This is a genomic window from Fibrobacter sp. UWT3 (assembly GCF_900230125.1).
Lineage (GTDB): Bacteria > Fibrobacterota > Fibrobacteria > Fibrobacterales > Fibrobacteraceae > Fibrobacter.
In genome coordinates this window covers 638,230-661,206 of the sequence record NZ_OCSS01000002.1, presented here as the reverse complement: position 1 = coordinate 661,206, position 22,977 = coordinate 638,230, and the positions used below count along the sequence as shown (strand labels likewise).

At 54.6% G+C, this 22,977-nt stretch carries 17 protein-coding genes and 1 pseudogene; 5 read left to right on the top strand and 13 right to left on the bottom strand.

The window, feature by feature from the left end:
• Window positions 1-22: 22 nt before the first annotated feature.
• The 5 genes from CRO08_RS10495 to CRO08_RS10475 form a co-directional block, all read right to left on the bottom strand.
• Complete coding sequence (locus tag CRO08_RS10495; protein ID WP_097036151.1) at window positions 23-2,203, bottom strand: glycoside hydrolase family 9 protein; 2,181 nt, start codon at window positions 2,201-2,203, stop codon at window positions 23-25.
• Window positions 2,204-2,401: 198 nt separating this feature from the next.
• Entirely contained in the window at window positions 2,402-4,372 is a 1,971-nt protein-coding gene (locus CRO08_RS16740) for an FISUMP domain-containing protein (protein ID WP_141398328.1), read from the bottom strand.
• Between the two features lie 9 nt (window positions 4,373-4,381).
• Window positions 4,382-5,215, bottom strand: a complete 834-nt coding sequence (locus CRO08_RS10485; protein WP_097036150.1) for a TIGR02147 family protein — start codon at window positions 5,213-5,215, stop codon at window positions 4,382-4,384.
• A gap of 243 nt (window positions 5,216-5,458) precedes the next feature.
• Entirely contained in the window at window positions 5,459-7,360 is a 1,902-nt protein-coding gene (locus tag CRO08_RS16570; RefSeq protein WP_101956419.1) for an FISUMP domain-containing protein, read from the bottom strand.
• A 9-nt stretch (window positions 7,361-7,369) separates the two neighbouring features.
• Window positions 7,370-8,206 carry a TIGR02147 family protein gene (locus tag CRO08_RS10475; protein WP_097036149.1) on the bottom strand — a complete coding sequence of 279 codons (837 nt, stop codon included), beginning with the start codon at window positions 8,204-8,206 and terminating at the stop codon, window positions 7,370-7,372.
• 209 nt (window positions 8,207-8,415) lie between these two features.
• Between CRO08_RS10475 and CRO08_RS10470 the strand changes: the two genes are divergently transcribed.
• Window positions 8,416-9,528 (top strand): GSCFA domain-containing protein, encoded by a 1,113-nt coding sequence (locus CRO08_RS10470; protein ID WP_097036148.1) that lies wholly within the window; start codon window positions 8,416-8,418, stop codon window positions 9,526-9,528.
• Here the strand turns inward: CRO08_RS10470 and rsmG are convergent.
• Complete coding sequence (gene rsmG / locus CRO08_RS10465) at window positions 9,497-10,291, bottom strand: 16S rRNA (guanine(527)-N(7))-methyltransferase RsmG (protein WP_097036147.1); 795 nt, start codon at window positions 10,289-10,291, stop codon at window positions 9,497-9,499. The two genes, CRO08_RS10470 and rsmG, sit on opposite strands and share 32 nt — an antisense overlap.
• 86 nt (window positions 10,292-10,377) lie before the next feature.
• Between rsmG and CRO08_RS10460 the strand changes: the two genes are divergently transcribed.
• From CRO08_RS10460 to CRO08_RS10450, 3 genes are all read left to right on the top strand, one after another.
• Window positions 10,378-11,880 carry a hypothetical protein gene (locus CRO08_RS10460; protein WP_097036146.1) on the top strand — a complete coding sequence of 501 codons (1,503 nt, stop codon included), beginning with the start codon at window positions 10,378-10,380 and terminating at the stop codon, window positions 11,878-11,880.
• Between the two features lie 227 nt (window positions 11,881-12,107).
• Window positions 12,108-12,497 (top strand): hypothetical protein, encoded by a 390-nt coding sequence (locus tag CRO08_RS10455; RefSeq protein ID WP_097036145.1) that lies wholly within the window; start codon window positions 12,108-12,110, stop codon window positions 12,495-12,497.
• Window positions 12,498-12,542: 45 nt separating this feature from the next.
• On the top strand, window positions 12,543-13,202 hold the full coding sequence (locus CRO08_RS10450) for an epoxyqueuosine reductase QueH (protein WP_097036144.1): 660 nt from the start codon (window positions 12,543-12,545) through the stop codon (window positions 13,200-13,202).
• Here the strand turns inward: CRO08_RS10450 and CRO08_RS10445 are convergent.
• From CRO08_RS10445 to CRO08_RS10435, 3 genes and pseudogenes are all read right to left on the bottom strand, one after another.
• Window positions 13,199-13,951 carry an outer membrane beta-barrel protein gene (locus CRO08_RS10445; protein ID WP_097036143.1) on the bottom strand — a complete coding sequence of 251 codons (753 nt, stop codon included), beginning with the start codon at window positions 13,949-13,951 and terminating at the stop codon, window positions 13,199-13,201. The genes CRO08_RS10450 and CRO08_RS10445 overlap by 4 nt on opposite strands.
• A 29-nt stretch (window positions 13,952-13,980) precedes the next feature.
• Window positions 13,981-15,108 (bottom strand): hypothetical protein, encoded by a 1,128-nt coding sequence (locus CRO08_RS10440; RefSeq protein WP_141398327.1) that lies wholly within the window; start codon window positions 15,106-15,108, stop codon window positions 13,981-13,983.
• Window positions 15,092-15,891: pseudogene (locus CRO08_RS10435) on the bottom strand (TIGR02147 family protein). Before CRO08_RS10435 ends, CRO08_RS10440 begins: the two are co-directional and overlap by 17 nt.
• A gap of 250 nt (window positions 15,892-16,141) precedes the next feature.
• Between CRO08_RS10435 and CRO08_RS10430 the strand changes: the two are divergent.
• Window positions 16,142-18,385 (top strand): YgiQ family radical SAM protein, encoded by a 2,244-nt coding sequence (locus tag CRO08_RS10430; RefSeq protein WP_097036141.1) that lies wholly within the window; start codon window positions 16,142-16,144, stop codon window positions 18,383-18,385.
• A gap of 1 nt (window position 18,386) precedes the next feature.
• Here CRO08_RS10430 and CRO08_RS10425 read toward each other — a convergent pair whose 3' ends face one another.
• The 4 genes from CRO08_RS10425 to CRO08_RS10410 all read right to left on the bottom strand — a co-directional run bounded on the left by CRO08_RS10425 (window position 18,387) and on the right by CRO08_RS10410 (window position 22,962).
• Window positions 18,387-19,499, bottom strand: coding sequence for a hypothetical protein (locus CRO08_RS10425; protein WP_176495125.1), 1,113 nt, complete (start codon window positions 19,497-19,499; stop codon window positions 18,387-18,389).
• Between the two features lie 68 nt (window positions 19,500-19,567).
• Window positions 19,568-20,338, bottom strand: a complete 771-nt coding sequence (locus tag CRO08_RS17025; RefSeq protein WP_176495124.1) for a hypothetical protein — start codon at window positions 20,336-20,338, stop codon at window positions 19,568-19,570.
• Window positions 20,338-21,063, bottom strand: coding sequence for a tetratricopeptide repeat protein (locus CRO08_RS10415; RefSeq protein ID WP_255252325.1), 726 nt, complete (start codon window positions 21,061-21,063; stop codon window positions 20,338-20,340). Before CRO08_RS10415 ends, CRO08_RS17025 begins: the two co-directional genes overlap by 1 nt.
• Before the next feature lie 120 nt (window positions 21,064-21,183).
• A complete protein-coding gene (locus CRO08_RS10410; protein WP_097036139.1) occupies window positions 21,184-22,962 on the bottom strand; it encodes a PA14 domain-containing protein in 1,779 nt (592 codons plus the stop codon).
• Between the last annotated feature and the right edge of the window lie 15 nt (window positions 22,963-22,977).

Sequence of the window (22,977 nt, the reverse complement as noted above, 5' to 3'; positions counted from 1 at the left end):
AAGATACAATATTTCGGCGCGGCTACCGCCTGAGCACCAGGCGAGTCACCGTTTTTGCGCCCGAAACCGCCCTCACGGCGTACACTCCCGGCTTCAGCGTGGAAATATCCAGCGAAACGCGGCGGGCATTACCATTCCAGCGCAGGGTTTCGCGATTATTCACGTCGAACAGGCGGATTTCGCGAATGTCGCCCGAACTCACGACCTCAAGGCTATTGCCCGCGAACGCAACGTTCATGTCCAGCGCGGGCGCGGCGACAGGCTTCACGGCATCCGTCGAGTCGCTCCCGAACTTTTCCCCGATATCCACGCCCTTCTGCTTCACGAAGCGCGAGATGAGCCGGATATACGCCGTCTGGTACCCAAGAGAGGGCTCCGTGAGTTCCCAGGAATCGATGGGCCAGCCCTCGTTGATGTTCGCGTACATCTTCGCGTGCGGTTCCCCGACTGGGAGCGATACCGCATAGCAGAGCGCGTTGTTCGCGGCACTCCCGCAGCCCTTCGCGCTGTTGTCGGCATCGTACTGCTTGCAGCAGGCCGCCCACGCATAGCGGGAGTTCGCGCCGCCCGTCACGTAGCCCGGAGCGGGATTGTCGCCCGTAAACCACCCGTGATAGAACTTGGTGACGCTCTTGCTGGCACCATAACCACCCATGTTCGAGAGGTAGACCATGCCGAACGGGTTCACGCCGTGCAGGTAGTGCAGGTAATCTTCCGCGGCATCGTGCCACTTGCCCGCCTCCGCAGAGGTCGCGCCGTCGCTACCCGCCATCAGGTCGAACAGGAGCCCGCTCGAAGCCTTGTGCGAATTGGAACCCCAGTTGTAGTCGCGGATGTAGGAGCGGTAGCCGTCGTGCTCCAGGCCCGCCGCAATGTATTTACTTTGTCCAAAAATCGAGACGAAGCGTTCCTGCACGATTCCCTTCACGTCGGCATCCGCATCCTTGTAGCCCAGGTACTGCAGGTAGAGCAGGTCGTGCGCAATGCGGTACTGGTCGAGCGCCCAGCTGCCGTACTGCCGCATCAGGGGCAGACTATCGGGAGCCGCCTCGAAACGCCCGAGGTATTTCGCATCGCCGGTGAGTTCGTACATCGCGAAGTCCGAAGCCACCTTCACCACAAAACGCGCGCCCGACGTGTAATTGGTATCTATTTCCTGCTGGCCCGCCGCAAGGTCCTTGGTGCCGTATTCCGCCTTGTTGTTGTAGAACATGGAATCGGGATGAGCCTCGGCCCACTTGTAGGCACGCTGGGCGGCATCCTTGAGCGCCGCCGCATATTCGGTATTCCCGCGCTTGCCCGCCACAATGGAACCGAGCGCGAACGCCTTCGCCGCTGAGTAGGCCGACATCGCGTTGGGAGCACCGTAGTAACTGCGGCCCGTCGCCGCCGAAGGGGGCGATACGTGGTCCTCGTCGACCACCGAGAGCACCGAGCCGTCCTCGTTCTGCATGCGGAGCAAATGATCCATACCCCATTTCACCTCGTCGAGAACATCGGGAATCCCGTTGCCCGATTCGGGAATGTTGTAGTCGTCGGTAAATGCACGTGGCACGTCCATGTAGGCGCGCAGGAGCGTCTCTATGTAGTTGCCGTTCCAGATGGTGTACTTGTTGAAGTCACCCGCATCGAACCACCCGCCACTCACGTCACGTTCCGTCGCGGCATTCGTGCTGTCCGTAAACAGGCGGGCCGCCTTGTCCTGCGCGTGGTTCACATCATCGGCCCAGTCCTTGCCCGCATACTTTTCTTCCTTCGCCATGCCGACGCGCTGGTAGAACATCATGCGCATCGCCGCCTTCAAGATGTCATTGTAAATATCGTCCCGGATGCGGAAGTAGAATGACTGCTTCAGGTTATCCGCCCTGTCACGGATAAAGTAAGTACCCGGCGTATTGAGCTGCGAGAAGTCGAACCACCAGACTTTATCGCCCGACGCAGTATCGATTGCACCTTCCAGGAAGGCGACCGGTGCGCCGGAGAACACGACCTTCGCCGTCGCGCTATCCACGACTTCCATCACATCGCCCGGAGTGTACGAGAGCGTGGCGTCGTAACCCAACTCGGGGCTACGCAGCACGGCGACCTTCTTTGCATCGGGACGATACCCGAACTGGTCGACGGTAATGAACACGTCCTGCGCGAAGGCGGCAGGCACGAGGAATGCGACAAGCGAAAATGCGGTAAGCTTGATTCTATTCATAGGCAGGCCCTAACCTATTCAATATAGTATAGAGCAGGCCCGATTGCGACCCCATTTTTATTCCAACTTGGAACGCGTTTCACCCCAAAACGACACCCGCGCGTGATATATAACACAAAAAGGCGGGCATAAGCCCGCCTTCCTGTTCTCCTCCTCTTTCCTCCTTCCCCTTTCTCCTCCTAACAGATTCTCAACATATCAGTTCTTCACGCAACGGACAGGCATATTTACAGTCGCCCACTCATTATCTTTCCCTGACTGAACAAGCAAGGTTCCGTATCTTTCGTAACCAAACATTACGCCCCATAAGTCCCCCTCCACATGCCACACATTCTGGTATCCCAATGGCAAACCACGCCAAGGCTCGTACGCCTCGGAAAATTCCTCAGCAGGTTCATCTCCATACCTGTAAATTGGAGTCGCATAAATCGGAGTGTACACATAGAACAGGCGCCGCTTACCGGTTGTTTCCCATTCCTGTTGACGGTATGTGCGCCAACCTTCCGATGTCGGCAACAACTGGAGGCCAAATCCAACAGGCCCTTCCGTATATTCGGACTGCAAAAGGTACCACACGACATCCCTTTCCTCCACATTGTATGCATCCTCTATGTACTTGTACAGGCCTTTCCAATCGTCCGCCGTTGCAACGTGCCAATCATCGGGACAAACACCCTGGTGATTCACCGAGTCAATCAGATCCTTCGCCATGTAGTATTTGTAATTTTCGATGCCCCCCTCCTTCATCGATGATTCACACTCCGCAGATACGTCCAAGGGAAAACCACATTCCTCTTCGATATCCGATTTTTCACGATCCTTATATTTCGCTACACACGCCTCATATCCTTCAATATATTCTTGTGCATAATCCTGACTAAAGTTTTCAACGCATTCTTCCTTGGTCCAGACGATTGACGAATCAAGGGCAAGCGCATCCGCCCACGTATAGAGCCGACCGAACAATCCGCACTCACGCTCGCTATCATCGAGACAACGGGATTTTCCGTACTCGTACTTGAGATTTTCCGCCATCCAGGTCTGCGACTTTCCGCCAAAATTGTAGGTCACCGTCCGATATGCTTTGCCATCGCGAGCATCGATCACTGTCCCGTTTTCCGGGAGCACCTTACCGGCATTACTAACCTCGACCCTCCAGCCACCCGATCGGCAGACTATAGACAAGTCGACACCTGCAAGTTTCAATTCATCCCCTTCACGGGCCTCCGTGCAGCGGTCTTCGCCCGCAATCTTCACATACACATCCGCCAGAACTTTAGCAAAGGTTCGCCTAAAGTCATAGAGGGTCTTGACTTCATCATCTATGGTCGAAGAATCCAGAACATCTTCTTTCCCGCGGGTAATCCATTTCATGTCCGCAAGGTCATTAGCAAGGTTCTTCATAAACTCAATCCGCACCAGGGAATCCAGGTTATCCAGATTGCCATACAATTCAAGGGTGTTCATGGTAGAATCAAGGGTTGTCCAGCGAATAAGAGTCCATTCATAAATAAGCATCGACGAAACAGCGGCTTCCGCCATGACATATTTTTGGTTCTCCAGGATTTCCTTGCTTTCGAATCCACTGAACTTCTCGACAATGCCAAGCGCATCCAGGGTGGCCCTTTCCGCACGAGCGTCAAGACTATCGCTAGCAACGCCTTCCTTTGCCAGATAACGCCAGAGCGATGTCTTAAGAGTCGTCAACAAATTCAGGTTAACGTCCTTCGTTTTCCGGACATCAGCAATCGCCTGCACAGTCCCCCCGTAGCCATGGATGCTCTTACCGAATATGCGGACCAGGACGTACGGGCTCTTAAGGGTAACATTCTCGAAGTTAAACTTGTCGCCATCGTGCTGGAGCGTATCCGAATACGAAACACCAGTCTCGACAAAGTCGGTCGAATCCAGTTCGTAAAGCCACGCAACAGAACGGGACTCGTACCCTTCCATGGCAAATGCACCACTCTGCAGGGAATCACCTTCCTGCGTTTCCAGCACAACGCGGTGCGCAGCAGCCGTGACGGTTATATTCTCGAAGGCAACAATCCCCGTCTCTTCGGCAGAACCGCCCGCAACAGACTTGTCGTCAGAACACGCCGCGAACATCAGGGCGAGCGGCATCGCCACACTGCAGATAAACTTCCTGCTCATTTCAAAGTAATTCATGATATCCTCCTAACCCTTCTTATTTGTATTCTTGTTCGTCATCGGGAAGAACTGGATGTTCATACGATAGACTTCATCCGTTTTATCTTCCCGTGTAGCAATCGCAATGACGCGCTTGCGGAACTCGGCAATCTCCCGCACAATCTCCTCGTAGGCATCGCGCGTGACACCGAGCGTAAGGCCCGAAAAATTCCTTTCATCCTGCGGCACGCCCTCAATTGTTTCGAGGGCGATTTCGCCCATCTGGCGGTGAAGCCCACGCACCGCGACCGGAGTCGCATTCATCGGGCCGGTCGTCACCGATTTTTCCGTCTGCTGGTAATTGCCGTCTTCGTCTTTCTTGAGCAAGTCCGCATTCACGAGGAACTTGAGCGCCTCGCTCACCTCGGCGGCACTTACCTTCGGGCGGCAAGCATGCGCAAGCGCGAGCGGTTTTGCGCCCGGCATGGCGGGAGCAAGTTCGCGAATCACCGGATTCTTCCAATCACTGAAGAACCGGAAGGAGTCCCCCTCCAGAACCTTCGCCTTGTGCGCATCGGCAATCGCGAGCATCCTGTTGAATACCGCCTTCTTCTCGGCATCCTTCTTCGCATGGTCAAACCTGACCATCTCGCAGAAATATTCCTGTTCAAAGCCCGCAAGTTGCATTGCCTGCGCAACGCGAATTGCCGCCTCGCCACTCAGGTTGTAACGCCCCTCGCTTACGTACTTCAGGTAGACCGGCGAAGTGAACCCCGCCGCATTTGCAAATTCCGGCCAAGTGAACGCGGATTTCGCCTTCCTCTCGGCGTAATAGTCCGCGATGTACCGGCGGTACGCCGTATATTCAAGTATATCCTTCATTTTTCCTCCTAACAAGAACAAATATAACTCCAATTTTTTCAAAAGTCAATAGTTTTACAATAAAAATTTAAAATTTTTGCTTAAATTTTGCAGTTTTTTGCTATTTATTTTAAAAATCGCCATATTTACACAATAAATTCAGAATATAAAAGAAGGCGGGCTTTCGCACGCCTTCCTGTTCTCCTCCTCTTTCCTCCTTCCCCTTTCTCCTCCTGCTTTCCCTCCTAACAGAAGTGTGACATATTAGTCCTTGACACAACGGACAGGGTTGCCATATTCCGGTTCAGTTTGGAGTACCCTCATCTTGCCATCATTGGAAACATCAATGCAAGGCACCAATCCACCAACCTGGAACACAGCATTCGTTGACCTGATCACCGTTTCGCCATTCTTTCCATAAAGTAAGTAGCAAGCCGAATTTTCCAAATCATAATCCATGAATCCGTTCGTACGCGTAAAACCATCCTTAGGGAAGAATTCTTCGAGGTAGCCATCGGCAATAGACCAGTCCGGAATGATCCGCCTGTCGGCAAAACCAGAAGGCAGCATGTTGAACCCTACGACATCCAACCCATCCATCCCCATTGTCCAGGTTTTTGATTTCAAGGCAGCGGGAATGTTGGCATTCTTGTCGACCTCATAGATGGCGCTGAGCAGGTGACCCCAATCATCCGGAGTCGGGATTCGCCAGCCTTCCGGACAAACACCCTGACCATCCACTGAATCTAGGACATCTACCAGATGGTCATATGCCGTATCATAAGCATACGCGTATTCCTCTGCATCCTCAACTTCAAAATACCATGCGGAATCATTCGCCCAACTCGCGGCAATATACTGGGTATCACGGGGAATATCGAAAGCGGCCCACGTCGAATACAAACGCCCGTACTTTTCGCAGTTGGCCTGATCATCGTTATAGCACCACGAATTATCAACAGTGTAGTTCAGGTTCTCTGCAAGCCAAGTCCTAGATTCGCCATCATATTCAACCGTAAACGTCTTGTACGTTTTTCCATCACGCTCATCCGTCATTGTCCCGAACTTTTTCTGGTAGGCCAATTCCTTATCGTGCAGCACCCAATAGCCAGATTCACAAACAAATTCGTTGAAAGAGCCAAAGTCATTCTTCTCACCCTCCCTGTCGTCGGTGCAGAGTCCCTTCCTCATGGGAATCACTCCGATCACATTGAAGAAATACTTTTCGGCCAATTCCGCAACATGGATATCACCCAAACCAAGCCCCAGCAGGGCAAGGAAATCCATTTCGCGAAGCAGGTGAAAATCGCGTTCTGTTCCCTTAGCATCCAAGTTACGTTCATAAGTAAGGGCTCTCCAGGTTCCATTCTCGGCAATGTCTGCCGCAGCGAGGTCAACCGCATCGGAAGAACCGCCGAATAGGTAGCTGGCCATGATAAACACGGGGAAAACGGAACTCGATTTTTGGGAATAGGACACCTCGTCAAAAGCAGCCAGCGAGTCGCGTATTCCGAGCGCAAGCAGCACGTCCTTTTCCGCCTGAACTTTCGCCTCCGCAAAGGTAATGCCCGACTTCGCGAGACCCACGGTGCGGGACGCGGCAAGAGTCGTAAGGATATTGACCTTCACGTCTTTTGTTTCGCGTAAATCTACGACGTTTCGGTAAGTCGTCCAGCCCAGCGAATTATCGGGAGAATCGAAAGAACTCTTTCTGGCATAAGGGTTCTTCGCATCAACGGCAATCTTTCCAGAGACCTCGACAACGGCGTACGGGCTCTCGGGAGAAATTCCCTTCACTTCGAAATTTCCCTCCTTGCCCGATTTCACCTGAGCAAAAGGCTCTTCAGACATCTCAAATGTAGCCGTATCGATACTAAAGAATTTAACCAGGGCATCTTCAGCGTAGGCGGTCCCCGAAAAGACCGTCATATGTTCATTTTCGCCCTTACCCATCAACTGCGCCGACACGGACAGATTCAGTGCGCGGCCGGCAACAGTAATGTTTTCCAGCGAAGCGAGGCCCCTCGTTTCTTCGGAAGCGCCCCCCGTAACAGACTTGTCGTCGGAGCACGCGACAAGTACACTTGCCTGGAATGCCGTGAACATCATGGCGAACGGCATCGCCAGTGTGCAGAAAATTTTACTGCTCATTTTTAAGTAACTCATGGTTTCCTCCTAACCCTTTTTATTTAAGCTCTGTTTGTTCGTCATCGGGAAGAACTGTATATTCAGGCGGTACACTTCGTCCGTCTCGTCTTCCCCAGTGGCAATTTCGATAATCTTCCTGCGGCACGCATCCAGTTCCGCGACAATCTTGTCGTAGGCCTTGCGCGTGACACCCAGCGTCACGCCCGAAAAGTGGCGTTCGTTTTGCGGCACGCCCTCGATTGTATCGAGCGCGATTTCACCCATCTGGCGGTGCAGCCCGCGAATGGCGACGGGTGCAGCCTCCATCGGGCCGGTCGTCACGAACTTGTCGGTCTGCACGTAGTTGCCATTAGCATCTTTCAAGAGCAGATTCGCCTTGACAAGAAAGTTCAGCGATTCACTGACTTCAGCGGCAGTGATCTTCGGGAGGCACGCTTTTGCCAGCGCAAGCGGTTTTGCCCCGGGCATGGCAGGAGCAAGTTCGCGAAGCACCGGATTTTTCCAACTGTCGAAATAGCGGAAAGCGTCACCCTCGATAACCTTGGCATTGCTCTGCTTTGCAATGGAAAGCATCCGCTCGAAGATTTCCTTCTTTATGTTGTCCGTAACGGAATGATCAAACTCCACCATCGCGCGGAAATATTCCAGCCGGTTCCCGCTTAGCCCCATGGCCTTTGCCACACGCTCAACGGCATCTTCGCCCAGGTTGAAACGCCCCTCGCTCACGTACTTCAAGTGGACCGACGAGGAGAACCCCGCCATCCTTGCGAACTCCCGCCAGGTAAACGCAGACTTCACCTTCCTTTCGGCGTAAAAGTCCGCGATGTACTGACGGTAGCCTGTATATTCAAAGACATCTTTCATTTTTCCTCCTAACCGATTCCCAGTTTCTGGGTGGGTTACGCTCTAAATATACCTCTTATTCTGCAAAAGTCAACTTATTTCGCAATACAAAAATTGCGTTTTTATTCAAATTTCAACAGTTATTTTAAAAATCATAAAAAATATGCATTTTTCTATAATGCAACGACACGCTTATTTTCAAGGAGTCCGCCTTTACCTATATTTACGGCATGGAACTTTTCACCAAAATCGACATTCCCGCATCGAGCATTCGCATCGATTACACGAGCCGCATCGCGTTTTTCGGGTCGTGCTTTGCAGACAACATATCGGCACAGTTTGCAGCGCGCAAGTTTGGCGTGCTCGCGAACCCGTTCGGGACGGTGTACAACCCGGCATCTATCGCAAGGCAGATTAGGGCGATTGCCGACGGGAAAGTTTTTGGGGAAAAAGATGTTTTCCAAGATGCCCGTGGACTTCAGGATGATAGCGGGAAACAGGACGCCAGATGGAAACAAGATGCACGCAGGCCCTGGCACAGCTGGGATGCGCACAGTTCGCTTTCGGGTTCGACGCGCGAGGAATGCATCGAAAAACTGAACAACGCGGCAACCCGCACGCGGGAATTCCTGCAGCAAGCCGATGTCGTGTTCATCACGCTCGGGACTGCGTTCGTGTATTATCTCAAGGACGCTTCCGCCACGACGGGCAACGGGGATGCGCACGGCCGCGCAGTCGCAAACTGCCACCGGCAAGACCCCGCACTTTTTGAACGCAGGATGATTACGGTCGAGGAAGCGGCACAGGCGCTTCGGGAAATCGTGCACGACCTGCGAAAAATCCGCACCGACATCCGTATCGTGTTTACCATATCGCCGCTGCGGCACATGGGCGACGGTGCGCACAACAACACGCTTTCGAAGGCGACGCTGCAACTCGCTGTAAACAACGTAATAAACAAAGTCACCACAGTCCCTTCGGCAAGCTCAGGGACCTTGCCGGTCAGCTACTTCCCGAGTTACGAAATCGTGATGGACGAGCTGCGCGACTACCGCTTCTATGCCGACGACATGGTTCACTTATCCAAAACCGCCGAGGAATACATCTTCGAGCGCATGGCAGAAAGCTACTGCAGCGAAAAGACCCGCGCGGATATCGCACAGGTAGAAAAGCTCATGAAGATGGCGAACCACAGAATTGCCGACCCGGAATCGCCCGCCACGCACGCCTTCGCCGAAAAGATATTGGCGCAAGCCGGAGAACTTGAAAAGAAAATACCGGGCCTTAACCTGAGCGAAGAAAAGCAGAAATTCAGGGAAACTGCTCTACACGTTCGAGGATAACGAGTGCGCGGTCCTGCGTGCTGTTCGGGATGGTGTAGAAATGCTTCGCGATTAGTTTGTACCCAAAATCTTCGGGGTGGAAGACCTTCAGCTCGTCGGCAACGCCCGGGCCCTTCATGAAGTACACGCGGCCCCCTACCTTGAGGGAATTCGCGAGGCGCGGGAGGGTCTTTTCCATCCATTCGAATGCGCGGCTGATGACTCCGTCGACCGGGAGGGTCATGCTCCGGCTCGTCACCTTGTGGCCGAACACGTCAATACCCTTCAGTCCCATCTTCTCAATGACCATGTTGAGAAAGTTGATGCGGTTCGGACGCGGCTCGCAGAGCGTGAGACGGATATGCGGGTTCACGAGCTTGAGCGGAATTCCGGGGAATCCGGCGCCGCTCCCGACATCGATCATGCGGGCGGGCCATTCGGGAACGTACGCATTGATGAGGGTGCAGTCGGCATAATGGCGTTCCACCATCGTTTCAAACGCATTGAGGCGCGTCAGGTCCTGATCTTCGTTGTTCGCGCGCAGCAGCTGGTGGAACTCCCAGAACTGCGCAAGCGTCGCGGGTTCGAGTTCCACGCCGTAGTAATGCAACAACTTGTCGAGTCCCTCAAGCGAGGGCTTTACGCGCTTCCCGTTAAACAGCGGGAATTCGGTGCGCGGAGCCTTGAGGTGCGGCACGAAATCGCGGCCGGCGGTACTGCCCGCACGAGCGGGGGTACGGCCGGACCATTTCTTGGGACTCTTATGCCAGGAATCGCTTGCCATAGCCCAAATTTAAAAACCTCCTAGAAAAAAAAGGGCGTTTTGGCTCATTTTTCGTGCGAAACCGTTTATATAGGTAGAGGAATCCTATGGATACGGAAAAAAAGCGGGCAAAATCCGCGATAAGCATACTTTTCACGCTTGCCGCAGCGCTAGTCGGAATGCTGTTCTCCCCGCTCGCGACACAGGCTGCGGAAATCGCGGAGGCGCAAGCTGCGGACGTCACGGAAGCGCAGGTCTTTGAATGGTGGGACGACGGCACCATCGGGGCAGAGGAGGCAAACGAGATGCTCACGCTTATCGACGAGGGCAAAATGGAGGAAGTGTGCGCGCTTGCAGAAATCTACGCGAACGAACCCTGCGGAACGGGAGAGCAGGCAGTTTTCGCGGACGACGAGTTCGCAGGCAACAGGACCGCAGGCGATACGCCCGCAGGCAAGAAGCGCGCGGGCAATAAAACCGCGGGCAAGTCGCGGGTCAAAAAGCCTTCCCGTCACTACAGCGGGCACCTCGCGGCAAAAGTGCGGTACGATTCCGCGGGCCACGTTACGGCGCATCGCGAGGAACTGCTGTTCAATTTCCACCGGGCAACGCTCCGGCTCGGCACGCAGGAACTGCTCACGTACAAGGGCAAGCGGGGCGAGGCGCACTTCGGGCAAATTTCCACCCGCGAGCTGCATTCCGGAATCCCGCTCGACACGCTCTGGGGAACCGCACTCGCCTACTCCTTCGGTGCACTCGGGCTCGCCGGACTCGTCGACACCTCCGGGATATTGCGGGCGCACGCCAGCTACACGCGCGGCAAGGCTTTCACGGCAGGCGCATCGCTGTGGAAAACCGCCGACACGTATTCCGTCATGGCGCAGGCAGCCTTTCCCTTCGGGCAGGTCGCATACTGGCAACAATTCGGGGAGCCCGCCCCGCTCATACACTTCCGCCTGCACGGCAGGGATTCCTCCACCTTCTCGTGGCGAACGACCGGCTACATACACGGCGATTTCCTCCCCCCGCCGGCAAGGCTCAGCCCGAGCATTGCAAAACGCAGGTTCTGGACCACACAGAGCGTCACGTACCGCGCAAAGAAATTTTTTGACACGCGGGTATCGGCAAGCGCCCGCATACTCTCGCCGCTCCACTCCGACAGCGTATCGGGAAGGTTCGCGCTCGATATTTCCGGCGGGCCGCCCGCACTCCGCATGGGCGCAAAGTTCACATGCGTCGAGGCCTCCGAGAATTGCAGACAAACTATTTTCCAGGGAACCGCAGGCACAACCCGCGAATTCAGCACGCTCTCGGCAATGCTTACGGGCAGCGCACGCACGCAGCACGACCGCACAGAAAAATCCTGGAGCAGGCCCCGAATCGAAATCGGCGCATCCGTTTCCGAAAAAAAGTCCGGCGGTCGCGAGGACCTGTTCAAGGTCACCCTCGTCGCACCCGACGCCCTCCCCCACGAAAACCTCCAAATCCGGAGCGAAACACGCCTCACCTGCGACTTCCTGGAGTTCTCGCTCATCGCCACCTTCAAGAAAAGCGAAGGGGCCAAAATCCGGCCCGCCCACGCCCAAATTTCTTCAAAAATTCTTTTCTAGGAACGCCGTAACCAGCCAGTAACCGCCCTGTACACACCCAAAAACGGCGATTTTCGTTCAAAAACGGCATTTTTCGCCATTTCCCATGTTCACGTGTGTAAACAAGAATGCTCCGATTTTTTAGCAAATCCACCCTGCAAATAGGTATCTTATAGATACCCAAACACTCCCTGACCCCTTTAGGTTACCTCCTTTACCTGAAGGGGTCCTTTTTTTATCTTTACGGCATGATTATCGCGACCGTCATCGGGGCAGTTCTGTTCCTGCCATCCATCGCACTGAATATCGCTCTCGCGTTCGGTGCACCTCTCGGCATGTACGCCATGAACGGCTGCAACAGGGTGGTGCCCAAGGAAGTGCGCAAGGCGTTCATCATCCCCATCTGCATGCAGCTAATCGCGATGTACACGCTGCTCAGCGCGGGCAAGGTTCTCCCGATGCTTTTCCCGTTCGAGATTACGCGCATTCTCGCGTTCTTCTTTGCGGTCTACCTCACGTTCTACACCGCCACGGTGCTCTTCAGCACGAGCCACAAGGAAAAGACCGTCATGGGGCTCTTTGCCATCGGGGCAACCATCTGCTTCTGGATAACCGCGTTCGGAACGCTCGATTTTTAGACGAAAGACGATAGACGATAGACGAAAGAATCTAAGGTTTGCAGAATGCCTGAAGCGTATCACAACTACCAGCGAGACCTGAGCTACATCATCCGGTGGAACCAGCGCAAGGGCAACGTGCCCACGCTCCTGATGCACGCCTGCTGCGGGCCCTGCAGCACCTACTGCATCGAGTACCTCTCGCAGTTCTTCAAGATAACGATTTTCTACTACAACCCGAATATCGCCCCCGCCGAGGAATACGCCCACCGCGTCGCCGAAATCAAGCGGTTCGTTTCCACATTCAAGACAAAGTATCCGGTGGAATTTATCGAGGGGGAGTACGACCCCAAGAAGTTCTACGAGATTGCACGCGGGCTCGAAGACGAGAAAGAAGGCGGCAAGCGCTGCCGCAAGTGCTTTGAACTGCGACTCGGCGAAACGGCAAGGCTCGCGAAGGAATTGGGATTCGACTACTTTACCACCACGCTCACCATCAGCCCCAAGAAGGACGAGCAGGTGCTGAACGTGGTCGCAAAGGAACAGGGGGCAATCTACGGCGTCAAGGCGCTCCCCAGCGACTTCAAGCGCAAGGGCGGCAACAAGCGTTCCATAGAACTCTCTGCCGAATACAACCTCTACCGTCAAAACTACTGCGGGTGTGCGTATTCAAAACGCGAAGCCGAAGAGCGCGAAGCCAAGAAAAGCGAAGGCGCTACACCCTAGAACCAGTAGCCAATACCAATCTGGTATTTCAGCAACTTGTAGTAGGATCCGCCCATATAATCATCGGATTCCCAGAGAACCCTGGTCGTAGTCTCTTCCGTCTCGGGGTCAAAACGCATCTCGACTTCTTCGGAATGCATCGTGAGGCATTTCTTGCCGCCATCAACGACATCCGTGAACTGGAACAACACGCGCGCATCTATCGAAAGCCCGAAATCGAACATATGGCCGACACCCGCGACGACACCCGCACCGAAGCGCTTATCATCGTAACAACCGTCGCTCTGGCCGCGATACCTCTCGGGTATAACATACTCCTTGTCGGAGAGCAGCATCACGTCTACAACCGGCCCCGCCTCAAAAAACAGTACCGACGTGCGCCACTGCGCCATCACGGGGACCTCCAGGTAGAGGTATGAATATATTTCGTCGCCGTCCCACGCCCCGCCGCAATCACCATCGCAGGCGATGCCCATCTCGACATGCGTATAGTATGCACGAAAATCCAGCCCAAGTGCCGTATGCAGGTAAAAGTTATCCGTAAACCCATGCGAGAAATCAACCGAAAGCACTCCGCCCGGCCCCGAGATGTCGGGATACGGCCCCCAATTCGCATCCGTCATAAGATTCGAAATCTGCGCCCCCAGGCGAACTCCGATATTGAACTTGTCACTTGATTTTTCGCTAGCCCACGCAAGCAATGGCAGACAAACTAATAGCAACAGGAATAGCCTTCCCAAGCGTCTCACATTTCCTCCTTCCCCAAATCACACGCGAATCAATCGTTCTGATTGCGCCCGAGAATACCGTCGATGCAGGCCTCGAACTCGCGAGAGTTCATCCGCTCGTACGTGTACGCGCCCGAGCTCGATTTCCACAAATAATCTGCATTGTCATCAGAGCACATTCCGGGCAAGACATCATCCATATTGCGGACCGTCCCCACGCATGAAACATCTCCCGACTTGAGCGTCACGTGCAGGCTGTCTTTATAGCGGGCATAATCCACGCTCAGGTCGAACGTCCTTTCCGCCTGGGTAAACTTCACCGAAGTATTCGTCTTTTCCAGAATGACGATGCCGGAGCGTTCCTGCCCGAATTTCGTACTCGAGTAGTAATAGGGTGTTTCGAGCTGGATGGAGCCTCCGTTCCCGATGAAATCGAACAGCTGGTCCACGAATACCGTCTGCATGTAGTCGTAATCTACACGGTCCGTGACGCGGTATTCCACCTTGTCGCCATCGAACTTGAAGAACTGATCGTAGCCATCATTCATGCAGTACATCTTGTCTTCGCGATAGCGGCACTGCGAATGTTTCCAGATTCCATCAAGCTTGCCCGACGTACCGCCCACGAAGATAAACGATTCCTCGTATTTCTGCTGGTCCGCTTCATACGGGTCGGGTTCAGAGATTTTCGAGAGCAAGAGCGTATCGCCACGGAAACTGTAGGCAAAAGTATTCGAATCCGCAAAGAAGAAGTTCTGGTCGTATGCGAACGATTCTCCATCCTTGACGCAACCGCCGTTTATTTCGAGGACAATGGTTATCGAGTCACCAGCAGCGCTGCGCAAGAGCTTGCCCGTGCTCCGAATTTTCGCCGACTCGAACCTTGCAGCGACAACAATGTCATAAGCACTCCCATTCGGAGTCGTGGGATGAATATCTTCACTCGGAGTCGGTTCGACAGGGTCAGATGTACCCTGCGGTGCACTTATATCCGGCAAGCCATTACCATCCTTCGTGCCGGCATCGGGTGAAGTTCCAGCATCAGGCGCGGCGTTTTCGGAATCCGCCATCGCATTCCCGGCAACATCCTCGGTAAAGCCGGCACAGCCCGAAAGCAAAGCGAGCAAGGCCACACACGGCGTAACGATACTTTGTACAAAACTAGCCCTGATTTTCATTTTTGCCTTCCTTTGCCTTGCTCAGCGGGAATAAATGCAAATTTAATCTATATACGCGGTCATAGTTTTCAACTTTAGAAAGAATATCCTTGACTTTCTGGCGAAAAAGGTCCAGTTCCTCGGAAAGGTGCCACAGAGTCTTCTCGTCCACACCGAAGGTAAGGCCAGAAATGTTGCGGTCTTCACGGGCGACACCATCGAGAGCATCGGCTGCAAGCAGCGTCAACTGTTTTTGCATGGCATGCATTGCGCCCGCGACAAGCGCAGGGTCGCCCGAAAGCCCCTTGTTAGTCTGTACGTAAGAACCGTCCGGTCTCAACTGCAAAAGGCCCGCCTGCACCATAAGCGTAAGCGCATTGCGTACATCGCCCGCAGTCACCTCGGGCACGCACATCTTTGCAATTTCGGAAGGCTTCGCGCCCGGCATGATAGGCGCCAGCTCGCGCACCACCGGGTTTATCCACGACTTGAAATAGTCGAACGCCTCGGCTCCCAGGATGCGGACCCCGTTCTCCTCCATCAGGGCGCGCATCCGGGAGAAAATCTCGAGACGAACGTTTGCGTCCGGCGCATCGCAGTATTCTACCAGCAGGCAAAATACTGCGCACCGAACCCGGTAAGGCCCATGGCACCGGCAACCTTCGCCGCCCCTCCGCGGCTCAGACGAGTCTTGCCGTCGCATACCAGCTTGAGGTACCCCGACGACGTGAACCCCGCAAGCTTCGCGAACTCGCGCCACGAGAAATAGGAACCCTTCTTGCGTTCCTCGTAATAATCCCGCATATACTTACGGTAGTCTGAATACTCAGTTATCGGTTTCATGGCTTACCCTGTTATAAATCTACCCTAATGATGAAACAAAATCAACGATTTTTAAACAAAAATAACATATTTTTTATTGATTTTTCCGTTATTTAGGCTTTTTATGAAACACAGCGTTTCATATGGAGGCGGGAAAGCCCTTGTCCACGGCATAAGTTTGTCGACGGCCCGGGAATGTCCGGCGGCACAACTATTAACTATCTTTTGCCCCATGTACGATCCGCGTTTCCTCCCCATCTGCAAGGAAGACCTAGACGAACTCGGCTGGGATTACGTGGACGTGATTATCATCAGCGCAGACGCCTACGTGGACCACCCGTGCTTCGGGCATGCCGTGGTGGCAAGGCTTTTCGAGCACGAGGGCTTGCGCGTTGCAATTTTGCCGCAGCCCAACTGGCGCGACGACCTGCGCGATTTCAAGAAACTCGGACGCCCGCGAATGTTCTTCGCAATCAGTAGCGGCATGGACAGCATGGTGAACCACTACACCGCCGCAAAACGCCTGAGAAGCGACGACGCTTTCACGCCGGGCAACAAGGCGGGTTTCCGCCCAGATTACGCGACGTACACCTACGCAAAGATTTTAAAGCAGCTCTACCCCGATGTGCCGCTGATGATTGGCGGGCTGGAATCGAGCCTGCGCCGCGTGACGCATTACGACTACTGGAGCGACAGATTAAAACCGAGCATCCTGTTCGACACGCAGGCCGACCTTCTCGTTTACGGCATGGGCGAAAAACCCCTGAAGGAGATGGTGCGACTCTTGAAAAAAGGCGTGCCGTTCTCGAGCCTGCATTCCATACCGCAAACCGCATACTTGGCGCCCAAGGGGAATGTGCCGAAGAGCAACCAGTGGGAAGACCTGCGGCTCGCCAGCTACGAGGAATGCCTCGAGAGCAAGCGGAACCAGATAGAGAACTGCCGCAAGGTGGATATCGAATGCAACAAGTGGTTCCAGCGCCGCGTATTGCAGGATGTCGCGGAACAGACTGTGGTAATAAACCCCGCGTACCCGCCGCTCGAATACGGCGAGTTAGACGAGAGCTTTGAATACCCGTACGCGCGCGAACCGCACCCGCGTTACAAGAAGCGCGGCAACGTGCCCGCGTTCGACATGATAAAGTTCAGCATCAACACGCACCGCGGTTGCTTTGGCGGTTGCAGTTTTTGCGCCATCAACGCGCACCAGGGCAAATTTATCGCAAGCCGTAGCCGCGAAAGCATTCTACGTGAAGTGGATTTGATTACGAAGATGGACGGATTCGCCGGCACCATCACCGATTTGGGCGGCCCGAGCGCGAACATGTACAACATGCGCGGCCGCGACCAGAGCCGATGCCAGAAATGCGCACGACCGAGTTGCCTCACGCCCAAGATTTGCGACAACATGGACACGCACCATGCCGAAATTCTGAGCCTCTACCGCGAAGTGCGCAACCACCCGAAGGTAAAGCACCTGTTTATCGGGAGCGGCGTGCGTTACGACATGCTGTTGCAAGAAACGGATGACGAGGAACTGCGCCGCGACCACGAGGAATACGCCCGCGAGCTCATCGACTATCACGTGAGCGGACGCCTGAAGGTGGCGCCGGAACACACGAGCGACGAAGTGCTCAAGCTCATGCGCAAGCCGAGCTTTACGCTGTTCCACAAGTTCAAGGAATTCTTCGACGACGAATGCAAGCGCATCGACAAGCGCCAGCAGATTATACCTTACTTTATCAGCAGTCACCCCGGATGTACCGAGGCCGACATGGCGGAACTCGCCCTCGAGACAAAGCAGCTCGGATTCCAGCTGGAACAGGTGCAGGACTTTACCCCCACGCCGATGACAATCGCGACCGAGATGTTCTATTCCGAGATGACGCCCGACGGAAAACCGCTTTACGTAGCAAAGACACCCGAGCAGAAGAAGAGCCAGAGGCAGTTCTTCTTCTGGTACATTCCGGAGAACCGCCCGCAAATCCGCGCGACGCTGGAACGCTTGAAACTCGGGAAAATCGGGCGACTGCTCTTGAGCCGCAGCGCGAAGGCAGAAGGCAAAGAGTTTTTCCCGAGCAAGGAACGCGAAAGCAATGCGGAATACCGCGAACGCGAACTGCAAAAGCGGGAAGCGCGCTCCACCACAATCGTGCCGAAAAAGTCAGGCGAGAAGGGCCGCTGGGAAAATTCCGCCCGCAGGGAAAGGCGCGCCGCGCAGTTCGGGAACGCGAGCAGTGGAAACGCGGGCAAGGTTTTTTCGGGCAACGAGATGCGCCGCGAAGAACGTCGCGAAAATCGAAACGAGCATCGCGAAGAAGGCCGCCGCGAATTCCACAGCAACCGCGATAATCGCGACTTTGGCAGGAACCGTGGCAACAACCCGCGCGGAAACGGAGGAAACAACCGCCCCTCCGGAGACAAGAGGCGAAACGACTCCCCCGTACAATTCAGTTCACGCCGTCGCGGGCGATAGACTATTCCCTATGTTCGTATAGGTACAGGTTGGCCTCGGGAACAGCGAGGTCGGAGCCCTTTATTTTCCACTCGTCGTCCTTTCCGGTGCGGTACTTCACCACCACACGGTAGCGGTTGTCGGTCTGCAGAACGTTCTTCGGTACCGTCCAGAAGTTCTCGGTACCCACGACCATCTCGAGCTCGTAGAAGTCGCGGGTATCTATACCGTAAATGGCGATACCCTTGACCATGTCCTTCGGGTTGCGCACCTGGATAATGCTCCAGAATTCGCTCGCGCCTTCCTTGACCCAGATGGACGTTGAATCGCCCCACACGCCGTCGACGCCTTCGCAGCTCACGAATTCCCATTCACCGTAGTAGCGGCCCACGCGATTGCCCATGATATCGGCCGCAGGGGCACCACCCAAGTCTACACCACAGTTTGCGTCAGGGCAGCGGTCCGTAATGCGCACGGTCACCTCTTTCCAGCCTTCGGGCGTCCGCGCCTTCACATGCACACAGCCGCCGCAGGCCGCGCCACCATCCCACGGGCCCTTGTCATCGCCTGGAGAAACATTCACGTGAATCGCCGCGTAATACTGGATATTAGTTTGTCCGTAGTTGCAGGCGCCACCCAGGCTCGTTTCTTTTGCCGTGATGCTCCCGTAGGTAGTCACGGAACCCTTGCCGCCGTTCTCTGTAAGTTCGGGGTCTGCCGCAGTAAAGCTGTCGCAATCGCTACACTTGCCGTCACCTTCGTCTTCGGCGGAAGAAACCGGCGCAGATTCACTGCTCGATTCGGGCGTGATGCTGGAACTGGAAACGCCCTCCACGCTGCTCGATTCGGGCAAAACGCCGGAACTGGAAACATCACCGGAACTGGATTCCGGAGTATCGCTAGACGCGGGAACTTCGGTAGTAGCAGACGAGGAAGTCGCCAGAGAAACATCCTCGGAACTTGAGGACTGGACCACAGCGGAACTTGAGCTAGATTCCTTTTCAGCAGAACTCGACACCAGCGAACTTTCGCTCGAGGGAGTATCGGCGGCACTCGCCGATGAGGAATCGTCACCGCAGGCGACGAGGAACGCAGTCAAAAGCGCACATAAAAAAACAAGTGAACGGAATCTCATACAGAACAATATAAAAAAGATCCCCGACCAGGTCGGGGATGACATACTGAGGTTGATTTCGGTTGACCTTACCAATCCTTCGCCGGTCTAGCCTGCCCGCGGATAGGTTTCCAGGGTTTGCGTTCGCCGTTCTGCTCGTCAAAGTCCTTCAGGAGCTGCGCCGCCTCTTCGGGAGTCATCTCGCCCATCTGCACGGGCTGTTCCTGCTCGTCTTCGCCACCATTGCTATCGCTGGAATTTTCTTCGGGCTGTTGCGGCTCAGGCTGTTGCCCGCCATTGCTGTCGGAACTTTCACCCTGACTGCTGCTGGACTGGCCGCCGCCATTCTGGCCCTGGTTCTGGTCATCGCCCTGGCTCGAAGAACTCTCGGACCCGCTGGAATTGCCATCGCCGTTCTGGTCCTGGTTCTGCTGATCCTTATTCTGATCCTGATTCTGATCTTGGTTCTGATCCTGATTCTGATCTTGGTTCTGATCCTGATTCTGGTCCTGATTGTTGTCCTGGTTCTTGTCGTTCTTCTTGTTCTCGTTCTTCTGCTCGTCCTTGGCTTCCTTGATGCGGTCAAGGAGCATTTGCAACTTCTGGTCGTTCGGATAGTATTGCAGGCCCTCGTTGCAGGTAATCTCTGCGCTGGGCAAGCGGTTCTCGATATACTGGAAGGCGGCATCGCTATAGTAGGCGCTCGCCGACTTCGGGGCGGCAAATGCTGCTGCGGACAATAGCAAAACCGTTAAAAGAGCAAGCAAAGACTTACCAACGGTCACTTCGGCAAGCTCAGTGACCTTACCATAAACATTCTTTCGTCTTTCGTCTTTCGTCTTTCGTCTAATCAAACGCATCAGATCACCTCCAGGTCGTTGTCGGTGTTGCTGGCGTCAATCTTCGCCTTGGGCTTGCGGCCGGCCTTGATTTCGATGACGTCGTCGATGCGCTGCACGTGGCCGCTCAACTGGCCCGCAGTCTCATCCTCAGCAATCAAGTTCTCGAGCATTTCCTTCGCCTCGGCGTACTTGCCATCCTTGCAAAGCTGGAGAGCGCGCGCCAGGACTTCCTTCGCCTTCTCGGAAAGCGGCGGCTGTTTCTGGTCGTTGTTCTGGTCCTGATTCTGGTCCTTGTTCTCTTTCTGCTTGTCGAGTTCTTCCTTCAGCTTGCGCTGGACAATTTCCACGTTCTTCTTCGCGTTCTCGAAATTGTTGTCGAGGTCGATGGCTTTCTTCAAATAGGCGACGGATTCGCGCCAGGCCGCAATGCGTTCGCTACCCTCGGCAGCCTTCTCGCCCATGCGGAAGTGCGTGTTCGCGAGGTTGTAGGCAGCCTTCGCGGCCATCTTTTTATCCGGCATGCGCATGGCGCTCTCAAGTTCCTTCTTGGCCTCTTCGTAATTGCCGAGCCTGTACTGGCATGTTCCGATATTGTAGAACAAAAGCGGGTTCGCCGGTTCGGCCTCGCGGGCCTTCATATATTTTTCAAGGGCGCCGGCATAGTCGCCGTTCTTGAAAAGTTTATTGCCGTCGTTTATTGGCCGCGCAAAAAGCGCTACCGACAGCAAGCATACAAACAACACAAATAAACGCATATACTAATCTCTTCTATAGATTCTATCGCTCCCTGCGGTCGCCCCGGAATCGACTATAATATACAAAACTGGGCATGCAAAAACCACCCCGGAGGGTGGTTCGCATCGTTAGCGGAAGAACCGCACCTTGTATTCGGGGAACCGACCCTGGACAAGCCTTCCTGACGCGTCGTAGGAGCGTTGCTTCTTGAGCGGAGCACGCCACACCTTATTGTGAGGGAACGCCACCGTCGACTGCGTCCCGAAAACCTGCATCGGGTCGCCAACCATCGATTCGCCATAGAACCAGTCGTATATGTTTTCGCGCGGCCAGTACCTGTTGCGCTTGATACGTTCATTGAGCCAGCGACGGAACGCCTCGCCAATCCACACCCCTTCGGCAGCATATTCGTACATCAGGTCGTCCAGCTGGTTATCGCCACTCGTCTTGGTGGAACCGACACTCACGAGGCCGCCGCCGCGCGTTCCGAACAGGTGTGCAGACGCGACAGAAACGCTGTACGTATTGCCATAGACATCGTCATAGGCAAGCAGGGGGCCGCACGACGCGAAGTGGAAGATTCTCGGGCCCACATCCATCGGGTAGCGCACATCGCGCGCATTGAACCCGAGGCCCAGCCCCAGATGGTTGCTATGGCCCACATAGATAGACCAGTCGTAATCCTGCGCGATGCTCTGCACATACCTGAGCGAATCCGACTCGATGATATCCACAGCGCTTTCACCGTAGAGTGCAGACAGCCCGCGGACAAACTTGTAGTTGGATTCCACCGTCAGGTCCGTTCCCGGCACCATGAAATACGCCGCCTTGTTCGAGAACGTCTTCTTCCCGTAACTGGCGTGCACCTTATCGAACCACTTCAGCAACAAATCTTTCGGGCTACCGAGCAGGCCTGCCGTGTTGGGGTCTATGCGCGACACCCAGATTTCAAGCGAATCCGAAACGGAATCACGCCTGGCAGAATAATGCGCATCGTAAACGCCGTTGCCGGCACCGCTTTTCCAGCCCGTAGGTTCACCCGGATGCTCGACAGAATCCTTCAGGCCGATGTTGCCGTAGTATGTCGCATGCAGTCCGGGTTCCACCGGATTACCATGATACCAGACGTTATCGGGAATCTTTTCCCATGAGCCACCTTCCCATTTCCAGTACAGGCTCATATAGGCACTGCCGTATTCTTCCTCGTACTCCAACTTGAACGCATACAAACTATCCTTGACCAGATTTACCACACCGTAATAGGGTTTCCAATCCGGAAGCCAGGCGTCAACCACTAGCGTATCGCCAATGAACATCCTGCGTCCGTTATCGCTATATACCTCAAGCGAGCAGAGTCCCGTATTAGGCGACTTGATAAAACCTTCGTACCGCACGGAAAAACTATCCGCAGGCACAACGCCCGGAACAGGGGAATTCGAACCAATACTGAAAACCGGGCTATCAACAATCCTTTCCGTAATCTTGCCATCGGTCATGCCGAACCAGCCCGATGCCGTATCGAGCCACACGCCGTCCATATCCATGAAATAGAAATCCGAGGCCCAGCGCTGGTACCTGAAACCGTCGTTATTCCACTGCGGGAACTCGAACAGGGCACGCGGCAGGTCGCCCACGAATATCGCGCCCCGCAAGCCCTCGCGGTTTTTCACCAGGAGCTCCTTGAGCGCCTCCGCAGTCCCGCCGTTCTTCGGCGAAGCGAAAGTCTTTATCGCGACATTCACGCCCCGCGCATTCCCGATATCCTTCGCGTAGAGCGCGACAGCATCCTTCACCTGCGAATCCTCGTAAAGTTTTTCCTCGACGACAATCATGACACCCGCATTGCAGCAAACCGACAGGAAGAACCCTACCAGCAGGCAAATCAAGCGAATCCGTAACCCATTCATTTTATCCTCCTTTTT